This is a genomic window from Pseudomonas sp. CFBP 5748, from assembly GCF_053850495.1.
In genome coordinates, this window is the sequence record NZ_JBSPTN010000017.1 from 12,098 (window position 1) to 27,697 (window position 15,600).

Annotated in this window: 14 protein-coding genes; 7 read left to right on the forward strand and 7 right to left on the reverse strand. The window is 60.7% G+C overall.

Going from position 1 to position 15,600, the window contains the following annotated elements:
* The first annotated feature begins 56 nt into the window (after window positions 1–56).
* Window positions 57–227 carry a hypothetical protein gene (locus ACWNZ1_RS26570; protein ID WP_158296348.1) on the forward strand — a complete coding sequence of 57 codons (171 nt, stop codon included), beginning with the start codon at window positions 57–59 and terminating at the stop codon, window positions 225–227.
* A 72-nt stretch (window positions 228–299) separates the two neighbouring features.
* Window positions 300–1,775, forward strand: coding sequence for an inorganic phosphate transporter (locus tag ACWNZ1_RS26575; protein ID WP_135844100.1), 1,476 nt, complete (start codon window positions 300–302; stop codon window positions 1,773–1,775).
* A gap of 156 nt (window positions 1,776–1,931) precedes the next feature.
* Here the strand turns inward: ACWNZ1_RS26575 and ccoM are convergent, their stop codons facing one another.
* The 3 genes from ccoM to ACWNZ1_RS26590 all read right to left on the reverse strand — a co-directional run bounded on the left by ccoM (window position 1,932) and on the right by ACWNZ1_RS26590 (window position 2,792).
* Complete coding sequence (gene ccoM, locus ACWNZ1_RS26580) at window positions 1,932–2,048, reverse strand: cytochrome c oxidase subunit CcoM (RefSeq protein WP_025212288.1); 117 nt, start codon at window positions 2,046–2,048, stop codon at window positions 1,932–1,934.
* Window positions 2,049–2,193: 145 nt separating this feature from the next.
* Window positions 2,194–2,355 (reverse strand): hypothetical protein, encoded by a 162-nt coding sequence (locus ACWNZ1_RS26585; RefSeq protein ID WP_163006773.1) that lies wholly within the window; start codon window positions 2,353–2,355, stop codon window positions 2,194–2,196.
* A 95-nt stretch (window positions 2,356–2,450) separates the two neighbouring features.
* Window positions 2,451–2,792, reverse strand: coding sequence for an aspartate-semialdehyde dehydrogenase (locus ACWNZ1_RS26590; protein WP_135844099.1), 342 nt, complete (start codon window positions 2,790–2,792; stop codon window positions 2,451–2,453).
* Window positions 2,793–3,040: 248 nt separating this feature from the next.
* On the opposite strand from ACWNZ1_RS26590, the gene rapA reads away from it, so the two are divergent.
* The gene (rapA, locus tag ACWNZ1_RS26595; RefSeq protein ID WP_256452303.1) at window positions 3,041–5,887 is read left to right on the forward strand and encodes an RNA polymerase-associated protein RapA; all 2,847 of its coding nucleotides are present in this window, start codon (window positions 3,041–3,043) and stop codon (window positions 5,885–5,887) included.
* Window positions 5,888–6,039: 152 nt separating this feature from the next.
* Here the strand turns inward: rapA and ACWNZ1_RS26600 are convergent, their stop codons facing one another.
* From ACWNZ1_RS26600 to ACWNZ1_RS26615, 4 genes are all read right to left on the reverse strand, one after another.
* A complete protein-coding gene (locus ACWNZ1_RS26600; RefSeq protein ID WP_256452302.1) occupies window positions 6,040–6,882 on the reverse strand; it encodes a cache domain-containing protein in 843 nt (280 codons plus the stop codon).
* 284 nt (window positions 6,883–7,166) lie between these two features.
* Window positions 7,167–8,075 carry an ATPase gene (locus ACWNZ1_RS26605; RefSeq protein ID WP_280944750.1) on the reverse strand — a complete coding sequence of 303 codons (909 nt, stop codon included), beginning with the start codon at window positions 8,073–8,075 and terminating at the stop codon, window positions 7,167–7,169.
* 107 nt (window positions 8,076–8,182) lie between these two features.
* Window positions 8,183–9,175, reverse strand: coding sequence for an NAD-dependent epimerase/dehydratase family protein (locus tag ACWNZ1_RS26610; protein ID WP_135844095.1), 993 nt, complete (start codon window positions 9,173–9,175; stop codon window positions 8,183–8,185).
* Window positions 9,176–9,261: 86 nt separating this feature from the next.
* Window positions 9,262–10,161, reverse strand: coding sequence for a LysR family transcriptional regulator ArgP (locus ACWNZ1_RS26615; protein WP_135844094.1), 900 nt, complete (start codon window positions 10,159–10,161; stop codon window positions 9,262–9,264).
* Window positions 10,162–10,258: 97 nt separating this feature from the next.
* On the opposite strand from ACWNZ1_RS26615, the gene ACWNZ1_RS26620 reads away from it, so the two are divergent.
* The 4 genes from ACWNZ1_RS26620 (at window position 10,259) to ACWNZ1_RS26635 (ending at window position 15,595) form a co-directional block, all read left to right on the forward strand.
* The gene (locus tag ACWNZ1_RS26620; RefSeq protein WP_135844093.1) at window positions 10,259–10,861 is read left to right on the forward strand and encodes a LysE/ArgO family amino acid transporter; all 603 of its coding nucleotides are present in this window, start codon (window positions 10,259–10,261) and stop codon (window positions 10,859–10,861) included.
* 175 nt (window positions 10,862–11,036) lie between these two features.
* Complete coding sequence (locus ACWNZ1_RS26625) at window positions 11,037–11,633, forward strand: superoxide dismutase (protein ID WP_135844092.1); 597 nt, start codon at window positions 11,037–11,039, stop codon at window positions 11,631–11,633.
* A gap of 304 nt (window positions 11,634–11,937) precedes the next feature.
* On the forward strand, window positions 11,938–13,989 hold the full coding sequence (locus ACWNZ1_RS26630) for a putative bifunctional diguanylate cyclase/phosphodiesterase (RefSeq protein WP_135844091.1): 2,052 nt from the start codon (window positions 11,938–11,940) through the stop codon (window positions 13,987–13,989).
* Between the two features lie 262 nt (window positions 13,990–14,251).
* Window positions 14,252–15,595, forward strand: a complete 1,344-nt coding sequence (locus ACWNZ1_RS26635) for an imelysin family protein (RefSeq protein ID WP_456027977.1) — start codon at window positions 14,252–14,254, stop codon at window positions 15,593–15,595.
* Window positions 15,596–15,600 lie beyond the last annotated feature (5 nt).

Sequence of the window (15,600 nt, forward strand, 5' to 3'; positions counted from 1 at the left end):
TGAGCGCCCGTCATGAGCGGGCCGCATCTCCTTGCGCCAACGGTCGAGGAATGCCCATGACCGAACTTCTTTCAGGTATTTCATACCACCCTGACGCCCCCTCCAACCGGGTGGCGATCTTGTCGTTCGCGCTTTCCACACCAGAATCAATGGGTTGCATGACCCGCCAAAAACCTCGGCGCGACGGGCTTTCTACAAATTATTTCGTAGAAGAATGTTACCGATGAGCAGGCAATGCATCGATTGCCATGGTTTTCTGGCATAATCGCGCCCCCTTACGACCGGGTCAGAAAACCTTCATGATCGATTTATTCAGCGGACTGGATGCTTGGGTGCTTGTGAGCCTCTTGCTCGCCCTGGCTTTTGTCCTCGCCTTCGAGTTCATCAACGGCTTTCATGACACCGCTAACGCGGTTGCCACTGTTATCTACACCAAAGCCATGCCGCCTCACCTGGCGGTGTTCTTTTCCGGTGTGTTCAATTTCCTCGGCGTACTGCTGGGCGGCGTGGGCGTGGCGTATGCCATCGTCCACCTGTTGCCCGTGGAACTGCTGATCAATGTGAACACCGGACATGGGCTGGCCATGGTGTTTTCGCTGCTCGCAGCGGCCATCACCTGGAACCTGGGCACCTGGTACTTCGGTATTCCGGCTTCCAGTTCCCACACGCTGATCGGTTCGATCCTCGGCGTGGGCCTGGCCAACGCCCTGATCAATGACATTCCGTTGGCCGACGGGGTGAACTGGCAGAAGGCGATCGATATCGGCGCCTCCCTGGTGTTCTCGCCCATGGCCGGCTTCCTGATTGCCGCCCTGGTGTTGATCAGCCTGAAATGGTGGCGTCCACTGTCAAAGATGCACAAGACGCCAGAACAGCGCCGCAAGATCGACGACAAGAAGCACCCACCGTTCTGGAACCGCCTGGTGCTGGTGATCTCGGCCATGGCCGTCAGCTTCGTCCACGGCTCCAACGATGGTCAGAAAGGTATCGGCCTGATCATGCTGGTGCTGATCGGTATCGTGCCTTCGCAGTTCGTGCTCGACCTGAACAGCACCACCTACCAGATCGAGCGGACCCGCGACGCGACCCTGCACTTGAGCCAGTTCTACCAGCGCAACAGCCAGTCCCTGGGTGAATTCCTGGCGCTGGGCAAAAGCGTGAAGGGCGATCTGCCGGAGAAATTCCGCTGCAACCCGCAGCAGACTGAACCGACGATCAATGCACTGCTCGACACGCTCAAAGGCGTGGCTGACTACCATTCGCTGCCGTCGGAAAGCCGCATCGAAGTGCGTCGCTACCTGCTCTGCCTGGACGACACAGCGAAGAAGGTCGGCAAGTTGCCAGGCCTGGCAGCCCGTGAGAAAGACGACCTGAACAAGCTGCGCAAGGACTTGACCGGCACCACCGAGTACGCCCCGTTCTGGGTGATTCTGGCGGTCGCCCTGGCGCTGGGCCTGGGCACCATGGTCGGCTGGAAGCGCGTGGTACTGACCATCGGTGAGAAGATCGGCAAGCAAGGCATGACCTACGCCCAAGGCATGTCGGCGCAGATCACCACCGCGTGCATGATCGGCATGGCGAACATTTTCAGCCTGCCGGTTTCCACCACCCATGTACTGTCCTCGGGCGTGGCCGGCACCATGGTCGCCAATAAGAGCGGCCTGCAAGGTGGCACGGTACGAACCATCCTGCTGGCCTGGGTATTGACCCTGCCGGCGACCGTGGCGCTGTCGGCCGGGCTGTTCTGGCTGGCATCCAAGGCCCTGGGTAGCTGATTTCAGCCAGTTACAAAAAAGGTGCGATCCTTGTGGATCGCACCTTTTTTTATGCCCGCTCCCACAGGAGTTTGGTGTAGGCCTGAAAAATCGCAAAAAAAAAGGGCGACCGAAGTCGCCCAAAATGCCTTGCGTGCTCGTTGTAGCCGGAAAGACCTATGGCTTTTTGCGCTTATGTGCGTCTTTCCAGATGAATAATCCAAAGCCGGCGAAAAATACGAACATGAGGCCGACCGTCAACACTCCGGCAAACACCACATTATCGAAAAACATGACTGGCCTCCTGATCTTGCCCCTGTTGCGATGGGTTCAAGTTAACCAATCAGGCCTGGATGAAAATTGACCGGGGTCAATAACGCCCGCAACGGGGCGCAAAGGTGGGGAAATAACTGATCTGTATCAATGGATCGAGGGGAGGTCAGCGCTTTTTCGGTTTGTTTTTCGGCTTTTTCTTGGGCTTGCCCAACGGCATGGCTTGCTCGAAAGCCTGACGGACTTCATTGAGGCGTTTTTCGTTGAGGTCGTGAACGCGCTTGGCGCGCTCAGCGCTGAGGTCGATCAGTTTGTCTTCTTGGCTCATGGCGTGTCGGCATCGTGCAGTGAATTGCGGATACGTCCATGATGCGGGCTGTTGGCGGCGTTGACCAGACTGCGTACGTCGGCAAACACCCTAAATCAGATCTGGATGTCGACCCACAAGCCCTGACGCTCCTCCCCTTCCACCAGCGGCACCACTGGCACGGTGTTATCGGCGTTCAGTTCAGTACCTGGTACGGCCAGGTGCACCTCGGGATCTTCGTCGGCTTCGCGGCGGCGCTTGTTGCGTTCCTGCTGGCGCTGTTGCTCCTCGCGCAGCAACAGCGCAGCCTCTTCAGGGTCGCGATTTTTCAGGTCGATGGTGCTTTCGTTGGAGCTTTGCTGCACCGGGACCACGGGCGGTATGTCCGGTCGCTGGCGGATCGGATCCTGTTGAGCCGTAATAGGCACGGCGCTCAGAGGAAGCATGGGTGGCAACATAAAGGTCTCCTGTCTTCAGGTTGTCGGCTGCAGGGGTGGCAGCTTGAACCGCCGGTCTGAAACTTGTGACCCAGTTGGCATTGCAGCAATCCGCGGGGCCGAGCTTGTTTGATCGTCGAGCGGGCTTAAGTTCCATACCTGCGGGTAATGAATCAGCCCCCTGGCAGCGTAATGCGTACGTAAATCCTTTGGTCTGAAGGATCATTCCGTTAAGATAACCGGCTTTTTCAAGGCGGGAGTCAGGCAGCATGGCGCAGCAGTATCAACCGGGGCAACGCTGGATCAGTGACAGCGAAGCCGAGCTGGGTTTAGGCACCGTTCTGGCACAGGACGGCCGCTTGTTGACCGTGCTCTATCCGGCCACTGGCGACACTCGCCAGTACGCGCTACGGAATGCGCCCCTCACCCGTGTACGGTTTTCGCCGGGTGATGTGATCACTCACTTCGAAGGCTGGAAGATGACCGTGCGCGAAGTCGATGATGTCGACGGACTGCTGGTCTACCACGGCCTCAACGGGCAGAACGAAGTCGTCACCCTGCCGGAAACCCAACTGTCGAACTTTATCCAGTTCCGCCTGGCCAGCGACCGCCTGTTCGCCGGCCAGATCGACCCGCTGGCCTGGTTTTCCCTGCGCTACCACACCCTGGAACACACCAGCCGCCAGTTGCAGTCTTCACTCTGGGGCCTGGGCGGCGTCCGTGCCCAGCCGATCGCCCACCAATTGCACATTGCCCGTGAAGTGGCCGACCGCATTGCGCCGCGGGTGCTGCTGGCGGACGAAGTGGGCCTGGGCAAGACCATCGAAGCCGGCCTGGTGATCCACCGCCAACTGCTTTCCGGTCGCGCCAGCCGCGTGCTGATCCTGGTTCCGGAGAACCTGCAGCACCAGTGGCTGGTGGAAATGCGTCGGCGGTTCAACCTGCAGGTCGCGCTGTTCGACGAAGAACGCTTCATCGAAAGCGATGCCAGCAACCCGTTCGAAGACACCCAGTTGGCCCTGGTGGCGCTGGAATGGCTGGTGGACGACGAAAAGGCCCAGGATGCGCTGTTCGCCGCCGGCTGGGACCTGATGGTGGTCGACGAAGCTCACCACCTGGTATGGCATGAGGATCAGGTCAGCCCGCAATACGCCTTGGTCGAACAGCTCGCCGAGACGATCCCCGGCGTGCTGCTGCTGACCGCGACCCCGGAACAACTGGGCCAGGACAGCCACTTCGCCCGCCTGCGCCTGCTGGATCCGAACCGCTTCCATGACCTCAAGGCCTTCCGCGCCGAGAGCGAAAATTATCGCCCGGTGGCCGAAGCCGTGCAGGAGCTGCTGGACAAGGGCCGGCTCTCGCCCGAAGCCCACAAGACCATCCACGGTTTCCTGGGCAACGAAGGCGAAGCGTTGCTGACCGCCGTCAACGACGGCGATGTCGAAGCCAGCGCCCGCCTGGTGCGCGAACTGCTGGACCGCCACGGCACCGGCCGCGTGCTGTTTCGCAACACCCGCGCCGCCGTGCAGGGTTTCCCGGAGCGCAAGCTGCACGCTTACCCGCTGCCATGCCCGGATGAATACCTCGAGCTGCCGCTGGGCGATCACGCCGAGCTGTACCCGGAAGTCAGCTTCCAGGCCCAGCCGGACGCCAGCGAAGAAGAACGCTGGTGGCGTTTCGACCCGCGGGTCGAATGGCTGATCGACACCCTGAAGATGCTCAAGCGCACCAAAGTGCTGGTGATCTGCGCCCATGCCGAAACCGCCATGGACCTGGAAGACGCCCTGCGCGTGCGTTCCGGCATCCCGGCCACGGTGTTCCACGAAGGCATGAACATCCTGGAGCGTGACCGCGCGGCAGCTTACTTCGCCGATGAAGAGTTTGGCGCCCAGGTGCTGATTTGCTCGGAAATCGGCAGCGAAGGTCGCAACTTCCAGTTCGCCCATCATCTGGTGCTGTTCGATCTGCCGTCCCACCCGGACTTGCTGGAGCAGCGCATCGGCCGTCTGGACCGGATCGGTCAGAAGCACACCATCGAGCTGCATGTGCCTTACCTGGAAACCAGCCCGCAAGCGCGCCTGTTCCAGTGGTATCACGAAGCCCTGAACGCCTTCCTCAACACCTGCCCGACCGGCAACGCCTTGCAGCATCAGTTCGGCCCGCGCCTGCTGCCGCTACTGGAAGAAGCCGACGATGGCCAGTGGCAAGCGCTGATCGACGAAGCTCGCGCCGAACGCGAACGCCTGGAAGCCGAGCTGCACACCGGTCGCGACCGTCTGCTGGAGCTCAATTCCGGCGGCGCGGGTGAAGGCGACGCACTGGTGGAGGCGATTCTCGAGCAGGACGACCAGTTCGCCCTGCCGATCTACATGGAAACCCTGTTCGACGCATTCGGTATCGACAGCGAGGACCATTCGGAAAACGCGCTGATTCTCAAACCGAGCGAAAAAATGCTCGACGCCAGCTTCCCACTGGGCGACGACGAAGGCGTGACCATCACCTACGACCGCAACCAGGCGTTGTCTCGCGAAGACATGCAGTTCATCACTTGGGAACACCCGATGGTGCAAGGCGGCATGGACCTGGTGCTGTCCGGCTCCATGGGCAACACCGCCGTGGCGCTGATCAAGAACAAGGCCCTCAAGCCGGGCACCGTATTGCTGGAACTGCTCTATGTCAGTGAAGTGGTCGCCCCACGCTCGCTGCAACTGGGTCGTTACCTGCCGCCGGCCGCACTGCGCTGCCTGCTGGACACCAACGGCAACGACTTGGCCGCCCGTGTCTCGTTCGAAACCCTGAACGACCAACTCGAAAGCGTACCCCGTGCCAGCGCCAACAAGTTCATCCAGGCCCAACGTGACCAGCTCACGCCACGGATCAACGCCGGTGAGGAGAAGATCGCCCCGCGTCACGCCGAACGCGTGGCCGAGGCCCAGCGACGCCTGGCCGCCGATACCGATGAAGAACTGGCGCGCCTGACCGCCCTGCAAGCCGTCAACCCGACCGTACGCGACAGCGAACTGGTGGCCCTGCGCCAACAGCGCGAGCAAGGCCTGGCGATGCTTGAGAAGGCGGCGCTGCGACTGGAGGCGATTCGGGTGTTGGTGGCGGGCTGATTGCCATTACCTGAAGGTTGTCGGATTCATCCGTGGCGAGGGAGCTTGCTCCCGCTGGGCTGCGAAGCGGCCCTTTTTGGGGAGAGCTGCGCACTCCAGCGGGAGCAAGCTCCCTCGTCACAATGGCCAGCGCTATGAGCCTTTATTGAGGCTCAAGGGCTGTAATACCCCACCGCCACCAGGAAATGCCCGACCTTCTTCAGGTACGCGTGCTTGTCCTCGACCTTACCGGTCACCGGGTTCTTCCAGCGATACTCGTACTCCCCCTCGTCCTGCTTGCCGATCAGCGCCAGGATCGGCTCGCCCACCGGTTTGCCATCCGGGTCCTTGACCTTGGCGAAATCGGTGTTGATCAACCGCAGGTTGGTGCCGTGGCCGACATACCTCTGGGTATTGAGATCAACGACAAAGACATACAGGTCGTCCTGCAAGTAACCGCCCTTGAGGGAGTTGACTGCCGTGAGCGTGGCCTTCTCGTTCTTCATCAGGTCGCTCGAAGCCTTGCCCAGCAGCGCCCGAGCCTGTTCGGCGGAAGCGCGTGGCAGGTAGTAGCCGACGGCCAGGATCCGCTCGCCGACCCGCTGGAAATACACGTGCTTGCGTTCGACCTTGCCGTCGGCCCAGTTCTGCCAGCGGTATTCGGCTTGCTGGATGCCGCTGGCCTCGGGGGTTTTCAAGGCGTCCTTGAAGGCCTTGCGCAAATCCGGCCCCAGCACCTCGGAGACGTCTCGCCCGATCAACGCCGAAGAGGGTCCGCCACTGGCGAGCATGACGCCCTGAGTATCCACCACGAACACGTAGCGGTCCTTGTCGACGAACTCCCCTTGGCGGCTGAAGGCGGCAAACGCTTTGTCACCGTTGTCGTGGTAATAGGCCAAGGCCTTTTCCAGCAGCGCCCGGGCCGCCTGGCCATCGTCGGGCGTCGCGGCGTGAACCGGTGCCAAACCCAGCACAAGCATTGCGCCCAGCCAGGCAATCTTGTGAAAAAAAACCATACGCGCGCCCTCGTTCTTGTTGATGTTTCAAGAGCGTAGACGGCGTGGGGTGATGTGGAAGTATTCAGGGGATTGCTGGGGAGCACTTATGCGCAAGATAGCAAAGGGTCAGGCAGTAGCGGATTGACTGAGGCTCAGCCTTCGCGAGCAAGCCCGCTCCCACATCTGATCTTTGACAGCTATAACGTCCATGTTCGCTGAAGATCCAGTGTGGGAGCGGGTTTGCTCGCGAAAGCGACCTGACAGCCACCACCTTCGGTAGCTGTTAGCCCCCCACAGGTATGTCACTGAGCCCGACTGCTCAGTTGCTGCTGCAAATACTGGATCTGCGATTGCAGGGTATTGATGTTGCGGGTGACCTGGCCGCGGAAGGCGTCAAACTCGGCAGTGTTGCCGCCCTTATCCTGCTGGCTCTTGAGCACGATCACATCCTGCTCCAGGCGGTCGATGGCAGAGTTGGAAGTGGCTCTTTTCAAGGCGGTGATGTCGGCACCGATGCTCTTGAGCTGGGCATCCAGGGCACCACCCTCGCCCTGGTTTTTCAGGGCGGTAACTTCAGCCGCGAGCGCCTTGAGCTGGGCTTGGAGCTCCTTATTGGCAGTTTGCAACTGAGTGTTGGCGTTCTGCTGTTCAGCTGCCTGGGCAATGAGCTGAGCCAGTTCCTTGTCCAGGTCGGCGGACGGACCAAACGCGCCCTGCTGCAGTTTGTACTGCTCCAGCAGTTTGTTTTCGAATTGCTTGCTCTGATCCTGCAGCTTGCTGTCCAACTGCTTGCTCTGGTCCTGCAGTTTGTTGTCCAACTGCTTGATCTGCAGTTTCAAGGCTTCACTGTCGCTCATCACATTGGACTGGCCAGCGACGACCTTGCCGGAAATGTCCTGCAGGCGTCCCGCCGCATCTTCACTGATCCGCGCGAAGCTCTCCTGGGTGGCCACCAGTTGCTGTTCCATCAGGGAAATCTGCTGAAAACTCCACCAGGCCAGGAAACCGAACGCACACAACAGCGCGCCGATCAATGCCCACAACGGCCCGGTGCTGGAGCCCTTGACCTTGGCCGCCGCAACGGGCGCCGGGCGCGCTTGCGCATGGGGCTGGCGGTTGGGCAGAAAGTCATCGTCATCGGGAATGTCGGCTCGCATCCGCAGGCTCGGTACATCGTCGAAGTCGTCGTTGGCATCGTTACGCATGGGCATGGATTCAACCTTTGAGAAACCGGTGATGGCGTGATACAGCGAGTATAACCCCCTCGCCCGCCGCACCGATTGACCCCGAACATGACACTCGGTTCATGACGGGCCGATCAGCGGGCATCTTGGACCCTCCACCAAGCGCAGAATTCATCGAGGGCGGCCCACAAGCTGACCTGTGGATCGTAATCGAGATAATGCCGGGCGCGACTGATGTCCAGGGTGAAGCTTTTGTTCATGACCTGCATGCCCAGGCGCGACAGCGTCGGCTCGGGGCGGCCTGGCCATAACGCGCAGAAGCCTTCATTCAGGGCCGCGACACTGTAGGCCAACCCGTAGGAACGATAACGCCGGACCTGTGGGACTTCCATCTGTCGCATCACATAATTAACCACGTCCCACAACGGAACCGGCGCCCCGTTGCTGATGTTGTAGGCCTTGCCCAGGGCCGAATCAGTGGCCAGCAGACTGCTGAGCAGCGCTTCGTTAAGGTTCTGCACGCTGGTGAAATCCACTTTGTTCAAGCCGTTGCCGACAATCGCCAGCCGGCCCTTGCGCTGCATTTTCAGCAAACGTGGAAAAATACTCATGTCGCCAGCGCCGGTCACGAAACGCGGGCGCAGGGCCAGCACTTCAAGACCGAACTCCTGGGCGCCGAAGACTTTCTGTTCGGCCAGGTACTTGGTGGCGGCGTAAGGATGCTTGAAGCGCTTGGGCACTTGCTCTTCCGTCAGCCCGAGGTGGTCACGGCCGTCAAAGTAAATGGAGGGTGACGACAGATGAACCAGGCGCCGGACCTTCTGCTTGAGACAGGCCTCGACGACATTTTCCGTGACCTGGACATTGCCCAGGTGAAAATCCTGATAACGCCCCCAAAGCCCCACGGCACCGGCGCAGTGCACTACGGCGTCGACGTCCAGGCATAGATCGCGAGCCAGCAACGGGTCGCTGAGGTCCCCTTGGATGAACTGCGCACCGCGACGCACCAGGTGCTCCACACTCTCGGCCCGGCGCCCGTTGACCCGTACATCCAGGCCCTGCTCCAGGGCGAAACGCGCAAAGCGCCCGCCAATGAAGCCGCTCGCGCCGGTGACCAGAATTTTCATGAATGCTCCTAAGAAGTGCAGTTACGAGCCTCAAGCTTCAACCTGCAAATTAATCTGTGCGCCGCTTATTACCTGCAGCTTGACGTCTATTGCGGCTCCCAAGGCACCAACCATTGCCTGGAGGAGTGGATCAACTGTTCGGTCAATAAACCGAGCAACTGCCCGCCATTACGCCAATAATGCCAGTACAGCGGCACATCAATCGGTTTATCTGCCAACAGCTCCACCAGCTCGCCTCGCGCCAGTTGCCCACGCACTTGCAGCTCCGGCGCCAGCCCCCAGCCGAGCCCGACCTCGGCAAGACGGATGAATCCTTCGGACGACGGGCACAGATGGTGTTCGAAACCGCCCTCCACCCCCAGGGACGCAAGGTAGCGGTGCTGCAGGAAATCATCCGGGCCAAATACCAGTGCCGGCGTGCGGGCCAACTGATCGGCACGCACCCCATCGGGGAAATGCCTGGCTATGAACGCCGGGCTGGCCAGGGCCCGATAGCGCATGGCCCCCAGCAATACGCTGCGGGCGCCAGCCACAGGGCGTTCACTGGCGCAGACACACGCCGCCACTTCGCCGGCGCGCATACGCTTGAGGCCGACGTTCTGGTCTTCCACCACCAAATCGAGCAATAGATGCTGCTCGGCGCAGAAATCGCCCACGGCCGCCGCCCACCAGGTCGCCAGGCTGTCGGCATTCAAGGCGATGCGCAGGCGTTCGGGCAGGCCCTCTTCATCCAGCGCCGGCACCAGGCTTTGCAGGTCACGCTCCAACAGACGCACCTGTTGCACATGGTTGAGCAAGCGGCGGCCGATCTCGGTCGGCGCAGGCGGCGTGGCGCGCACCAACACCGGCTGGCCGACCCGCGCCTCCAGCAGTTTGATCCGCTGGGAAATGGCTGATTGCGACAGCCCCAGCACCTGGGCGGCCCGCTCGAAACCCGCTTGCTCGACCACGGCAGCCAGGGCGGAAAGCAATTTGTAATCGAACATCAGTTTTCCTAATGAGCAATCAGCAAGATTGGTTTTTCTTATACAGCGTCCCACCGGAGAATGGCCAGCATTCAGGCATCGACGGGGAGTAAAAATCATGTGGCAAAGTTATGTGAACGGACTGCTGGTGGCCCTCGGGCTGATCATGGCCATCGGCGCGCAGAACGCCTTTGTACTGGCCCAGAGCCTGCGCCGCGAGCATCACTTGCCGGTGGCCGCACTGTGTATCACCTGCGATGCATTGCTGGTCGCCGCTGGCGTGTTCGGGCTGGCAACGCTGCTGGCCCAGAGCCCGATACTGCTGGCGATTGCCCGCTGGGGCGGGGCGCTATTCCTGCTCTGGTACGGCAGCCAGGCGTTGCGTCGGGCCTGCTCGAAACAGAGCCTGCAACAAGGGGAAAAACAGGCGGTGCGCTCGCTACGGGCGGTGCTGCTCAGCGCGCTGGCGGTGACGCTGCTCAATCCCCACGTGTACCTCGACACCGTGCTGCTGATCGGTTCCCTCGGTGCCCAGCAAAGCGTGCCCGGCGCCTATGTCGTGGGCGCGGCCAGTGCCTCGCTGCTGTGGTTCTTCACCCTGGCCCTTGGCGCCGCGTGGCTGGCTCCGTGGCTGGCCCGACCAAGTACCTGGCGGATACTGGACGTTCTGGTGGCGCTGATGATGTTTACCGTGGCAGTGCAGTTGATCGTCTCCGGCTGATTATTCCAAACCGCTCTGGAACCTCTATTCCACACAGTTGTTGCGTGGTTATGCCGCACCCCCGGTGCTATGATCCGACTCCTGCGCCGCAAAGAGTACAAACTCCCCGGCGCTAGTCTGGCCGCCCGTGATCGGCCTTGCGCTCACCGCAACTGACCTGATTAGGAGAATCACCATGGCTTTCGAATTGCCGCCACTGCCCTATCCACACGACGCACTGGCGCCGCACATCTCCAAAGAAACTCTGGAGTTTCACCACGACAAGCACCACAACACCTATGTCGTGAACCTGAACAACCTGGTGCCTGGCACCGAGTTCGAAGGCAAGACCCTGGAAGAAATCGTCAAGACTTCCTCGGGCGGTATCTTCAACAACGCCGCTCAGGTCTGGAACCACACCTTCTACTGGAACTGCCTGGCGCCAAACGCCGGCGGTCAACCAACCGGCGCGCTGGCTGAAGCCATCAATGCAGCCTTCGGTTCGTTCGACAAGTTCAAGGAAGAATTCAGCAAAACCTCCATCGGCACCTTCGGTTCCGGCTGGGGCTGGCTGGTGAAAAAGGCTGACGGTTCCCTGGCCCTGGCCAGCACCATTGGCGCCGGCAACCCGCTGACCAGCGGCGACACCCCGCTGCTGACCTGCGACGTCTGGGAACACGCTTACTACATCGACTACCGTAACCTTCGTCCGAAATACGTCGAAGCGTTCTGGAACCTGGTCAACTGGAAATTCGTGGCCGAGCAGTTCGAAGGCAAGACCTTCACCGCTTAAGCCTTGATGCCAGACAAAGAACCCGGCACCTTGCCGGGTTTTTTTTACCTTGGATCCGTGATTGGCCATCGACTCCGACGCATGAACCCACATCCAAAACCCAACAAAAAATCCTTCCAGGCCTCAAGTTGCGGCCCTTTCCAACCGACATAATGACTGTAGAGCAATAGCTCGGAAAAAACTGTGCGTCGGCCAGGCATCAGACGAAAACCCTTGTGTTTGATTGTCCCTTTGACTGACATCACAGGATTGCCAATACTCATGGCAACTTGACGCTACCCGCACGGAACAAGGAACCCCCTCTTTGAAGCTGGAACTCAAGAACAGCTTGTCTGTGAAGTTGCTCCGGGTCGTGCTCCTCTCGGCATTGATCGTTGGCATGGTCTTGAGCTGTGCCCAGATCGTGTTCGATGCCTACAAAACCAACCGGGCCGTGGCCAGCGACGCCCAGCGGATTCTCGACATGTTCCGCGACCCTTCGACCCAGGCCGTCTACAGCCTGGACCGGGAAATGGGCATGCAAGTGATCGAGGGGCTATTCCAGGACGACGCCGTACGCATGGCTTCCATCGGCCACCCCCGCGAAACCATGCTGGCCGAAAAAACCCGGCCCTTGCAGAAGTCCGACAGCCGCTGGCTGACCGACCTGATCCTCGGCAAGGAGCGCACCTTCACCACGCAATTGGTGGGACGCGGGCCCTACAGTGAATATTACGGCGACCTGAGCATTACCCTCGACACCGCCACCTATGGCCAGAGCTTCATCGTCAACTCCGGGATCATCTTCATCTCCGGGATGCTGCGGGCCCTGGCCATGGGCCTGGTGTTGTACCTGGTCTATCACTGGCTGCTCACCAAGCCGCTGTCGCGGATCATCGAGCATCTGACCGAAATCAATCCCGATCGTCCCAGCGAACACAAGATCCCACAGCTCAAGGGCCACGAGCGAAACGAACTGGGCCTGTGGATCAATACCGCCAATCAATTGCTCGAATCCATCGAGCGCAACACGCACCTGCGCCACGAAGCGGAAAACAGCCTGCTGCGCATGGCCCAGTACGACTTCCTCACCGGCCTGCCCAACCGCCAGCAGCTTCAACAGCAACTGGACAAGATCCTGGTGGACGCCGGGCGCCTGCAACGCCGGGTGGCGGTGCTGTGTGTAGGGCTGGATGATTTCAAGGGCATCAACGAACAGTTCAGCTATCAGACGGGCGACCAGTTGCTGCTGGCCCTCGCGGATCGGTTGCGGGCCCACAGCGGGCGTCTCGGTGCCCTGGCGCGCCTGGGGGGCGACCAGTTCGCCCTGGTCCAGGCCGACATCGAGCAGCCTTACGAAGCCGCTGAGCTGGCCCAGAGCATCCTCGACGACCTGGAAGCGCAGTTCGCCCTCGACGATCAGAAAATCCGCCTGCGGGCCACCATCGGCATCACCCTCTTCCCCGAGGACGGCGACAGTACCGAGAAGCTCTTGCAGAAAGCCGAGCAGACCATGACGCTGGCCAAGGCCCGCTCACGCAATCGCTACCAGTTCTACATTGCCAGCGTCGACAGCGAAATGCGCCGCCGTCGCGAACTGGAGAAAGACCTGCGCGAGGCCCTGGCCCGCGAGCAGTTCACGTTGGTCTACCAGCCACAAATCAGCTACCGCGACCTGCGGGTGGTGGGGATCGAAGCCCTGATCCGCTGGCATCACCCCGAACACGGCCTCGTACCGCCGGACCTGTTCATTCCCCTGGCCGAGCAGAACGGCACCATCATTGCCATCGGCGAATGGGTGCTGGACCAGGCCTGCAAACAGTTGCGCGAATGGCACGACCAAGGCTTCGCCGACCTGCGCATGGCGGTCAACCTGTCGACGGTGCAACTGCACCACGCCGAACTGCCGCGGGTGGTGAACAATCTCTTGCAGATGTACCGCTTGCCGCCGCGCAGCCTGGAGCTGGAAGTCACCGAAACCGGCCTGATGGAAGACATCACCACCGCAGCCCAGCACCTGCTGAGCCTGCGCCGCTCGGGCGCGCTGATTGCCATCGATGACTTCGGGACCGGTTATTCGTCCCTGAGTTACCTCAAGAGCCTGCCGCTGGACAAGATCAAGATCGACAAGAGCTTTGTTCAGGACCTGCTCGATGACGAGGACGACGCGACCATCGTCCGAGCCATCATCCAATTGGGCAAAAGCCTGGGAATGCAAGTAATCGCCGAAGGGGTCGAGACGGTCGAGCAAGAGGCCTACATCATCGCCGAGGGCTGTCACGAAGGTCAGGGCTATTACTACAGCAAACCGCTGCCGGCACGGGAGTTGGGCGTTTACCTGAAGCAGGCGGAGCGCAGCAAGGTCTCCATCATCTGATTCACCCCCTGTTGGAGCTGGCGAAGCCTGCGATCTTTTGATCTTGATCTTTCACTTGAAATTCAATTGGCCGGGACAAGATCGCAGCCTCGCTTCGCTCGACAGCTCCTGCGGACGCTGCCGAAGGCTGCGATCTCGCCGTATTAAATAAGAAATATTTACAGCTACAACCCTTTACACATAATGCAAATCTTTCGCATTATGTCGCAGTTTTGCGCACCTCGCGCCTGTCCCATCCAATTACCGAAGCAGGATGTTCGCCATGATTCGTATGCCTCTGGCTACCGCCAGTCTGCTGGCCATCGCTATTTCCCTCGCCGGTTGCGGCGAAGGCAAAGACAAGGCCGCCGCGCCGCAAGCGCCAACGCCTGCCGCCAGCACCACTGCTCCGGCCGCGCCGGCTGCCGCTGGCAAAATCGACGAAGCCGCTGCCAAGGCCGTTGTCGCGCACTATGCCGACATCGTCTATGCCGTCTACAGCGATGCCGAATCCACTGCGAAAACCCTGCAAACCGCCGTCGACGCGTTCCTGGCCAAGCCGAACGCCGAGACCCTGAAGGCCGCCAAGACTGCCTGGATCGCCGCACGCGTGCCTTACCTGCAGAGCGAAGTGTTCCGCTTCGGCAACACCATCATCGACGACTGGGAAGGCCAGGTGAACGCCTGGCCCCTGGACGAAGGCTTGATCGACTACGTCGACAAATCCTACGAGCACGCCCTGGGTAACCCGGGCGCCACCGCCAACATCATCGCCAATACCGAAGTCCAGGTTGGCGAAGACAAGGTCGATGTGAAAGACATCACCCCGGAAAAACTCGCCAGCCTCAACGAGCTGGGCGGTTCCGAGGCGAACGTCGCCACCGGCTACCACGCCATCGAATTCCTGCTGTGGGGCCAAGACCTCAACGGCACCGGCCCTGGTGCAGGCAACCGCCCGGCTTCCGACTACCTGGAAGGCGCCGGCGCTACTGGCGGTCATAACGACCGTCGTCGTGCCTACCTCAAGTCCGTGACCCAACTGCTGGTCAATGACCTGCAGGAAATGGTGGGCAATTGGAAGCCGAACGTGGCCGACAACTACCGCGCCACCCTGGAAGCCGAACCGGCCGAAAGCGGCCTGCGCAAAATGCTGTTCGGCATGGGCAGCCTGTCCCTGGGTGAACTGGCGGGCGAGCGCATGAAGGTCTCCCTGGAAGCCAATTCGCCAGAAGACGAGCAGGATTGCTTCAGCGATAACACCCACAACTCGCACTTCTACGATGCCAAGGGCGTGCGCAACGTGTACCTGGGCGAATACACCCGCGCCGACGGGACCAAAATGACCGGCGCCAGCCTGTCGTCCCTGGTGGCCAAGGCCGACCCGGCCGCCGATACCGCGCTCAAGGCCGATCTGGCCGACACCGAAGCCAAGATCCAGGTCATGGTCGATCACGCCAACAAGGGTGAGCACTACGACCAGTTGATCGCCGCCGGCAACACCGCGGGTAACCAGATCGTCCGTGACGCCATCGCCGCACTGGTCAAGCAGACCGGTTCGATCGAACAGGCGGCGGGCAAGCTGGGCATCAGCGATCTGAACCCGGACAGTGCTGATCACGAGTTCTGATCCAC

Bases quoted from the DNA above. Each gene is read 5' to 3' on its own strand.
- ACWNZ1_RS26570 (WP_158296348.1), top strand. From the start codon at position 57: ATGACCGAACTTCTTTCAGGTATTTCATACCACCCTGACGCCCCCTCC.
- ACWNZ1_RS26575 (WP_135844100.1), top strand. From the start codon at position 300: ATGATCGATTTATTCAGCGGACTGGATGCTTGGGTGCTTGTGAGCCTC.
- ccoM (WP_025212288.1), bottom strand. From the start codon at position 2,048: ATGTTTTTCGATAATGTGGTGTTTGCCGGAGTGTTGACGGTCGGCCTC.
- ACWNZ1_RS26585 (WP_163006773.1), bottom strand. From the start codon at position 2,355: ATGAGCCAAGAAGACAAACTGATCGACCTCAGCGCTGAGCGCGCCAAG.
- ACWNZ1_RS26590 (WP_135844099.1), bottom strand. From the start codon at position 2,792: ATGTTGCCACCCATGCTTCCTCTGAGCGCCGTGCCTATTACGGCTCAA.
- rapA (WP_256452303.1), top strand. From the start codon at position 3,041: ATGGCGCAGCAGTATCAACCGGGGCAACGCTGGATCAGTGACAGCGAA.
- ACWNZ1_RS26600 (WP_256452302.1), bottom strand. From the start codon at position 6,882: ATGGTTTTTTTTCACAAGATTGCCTGGCTGGGCGCAATGCTTGTGCTG.
- ACWNZ1_RS26605 (WP_280944750.1), bottom strand. From the start codon at position 8,075: ATGCCCATGCGTAACGATGCCAACGACGACTTCGACGATGTACCGAGC.
- ACWNZ1_RS26610 (WP_135844095.1), bottom strand. From the start codon at position 9,175: ATGAAAATTCTGGTCACCGGCGCGAGCGGCTTCATTGGCGGGCGCTTT.
- ACWNZ1_RS26615 (WP_135844094.1), bottom strand. From the start codon at position 10,161: ATGTTCGATTACAAATTGCTTTCCGCCCTGGCTGCCGTGGTCGAGCAA.
- ACWNZ1_RS26620 (WP_135844093.1), top strand. From the start codon at position 10,259: ATGTGGCAAAGTTATGTGAACGGACTGCTGGTGGCCCTCGGGCTGATC.
- ACWNZ1_RS26625 (WP_135844092.1), top strand. From the start codon at position 11,037: ATGGCTTTCGAATTGCCGCCACTGCCCTATCCACACGACGCACTGGCG.
- ACWNZ1_RS26635 (WP_456027977.1), top strand. From the start codon at position 14,252: ATGATTCGTATGCCTCTGGCTACCGCCAGTCTGCTGGCCATCGCTATT.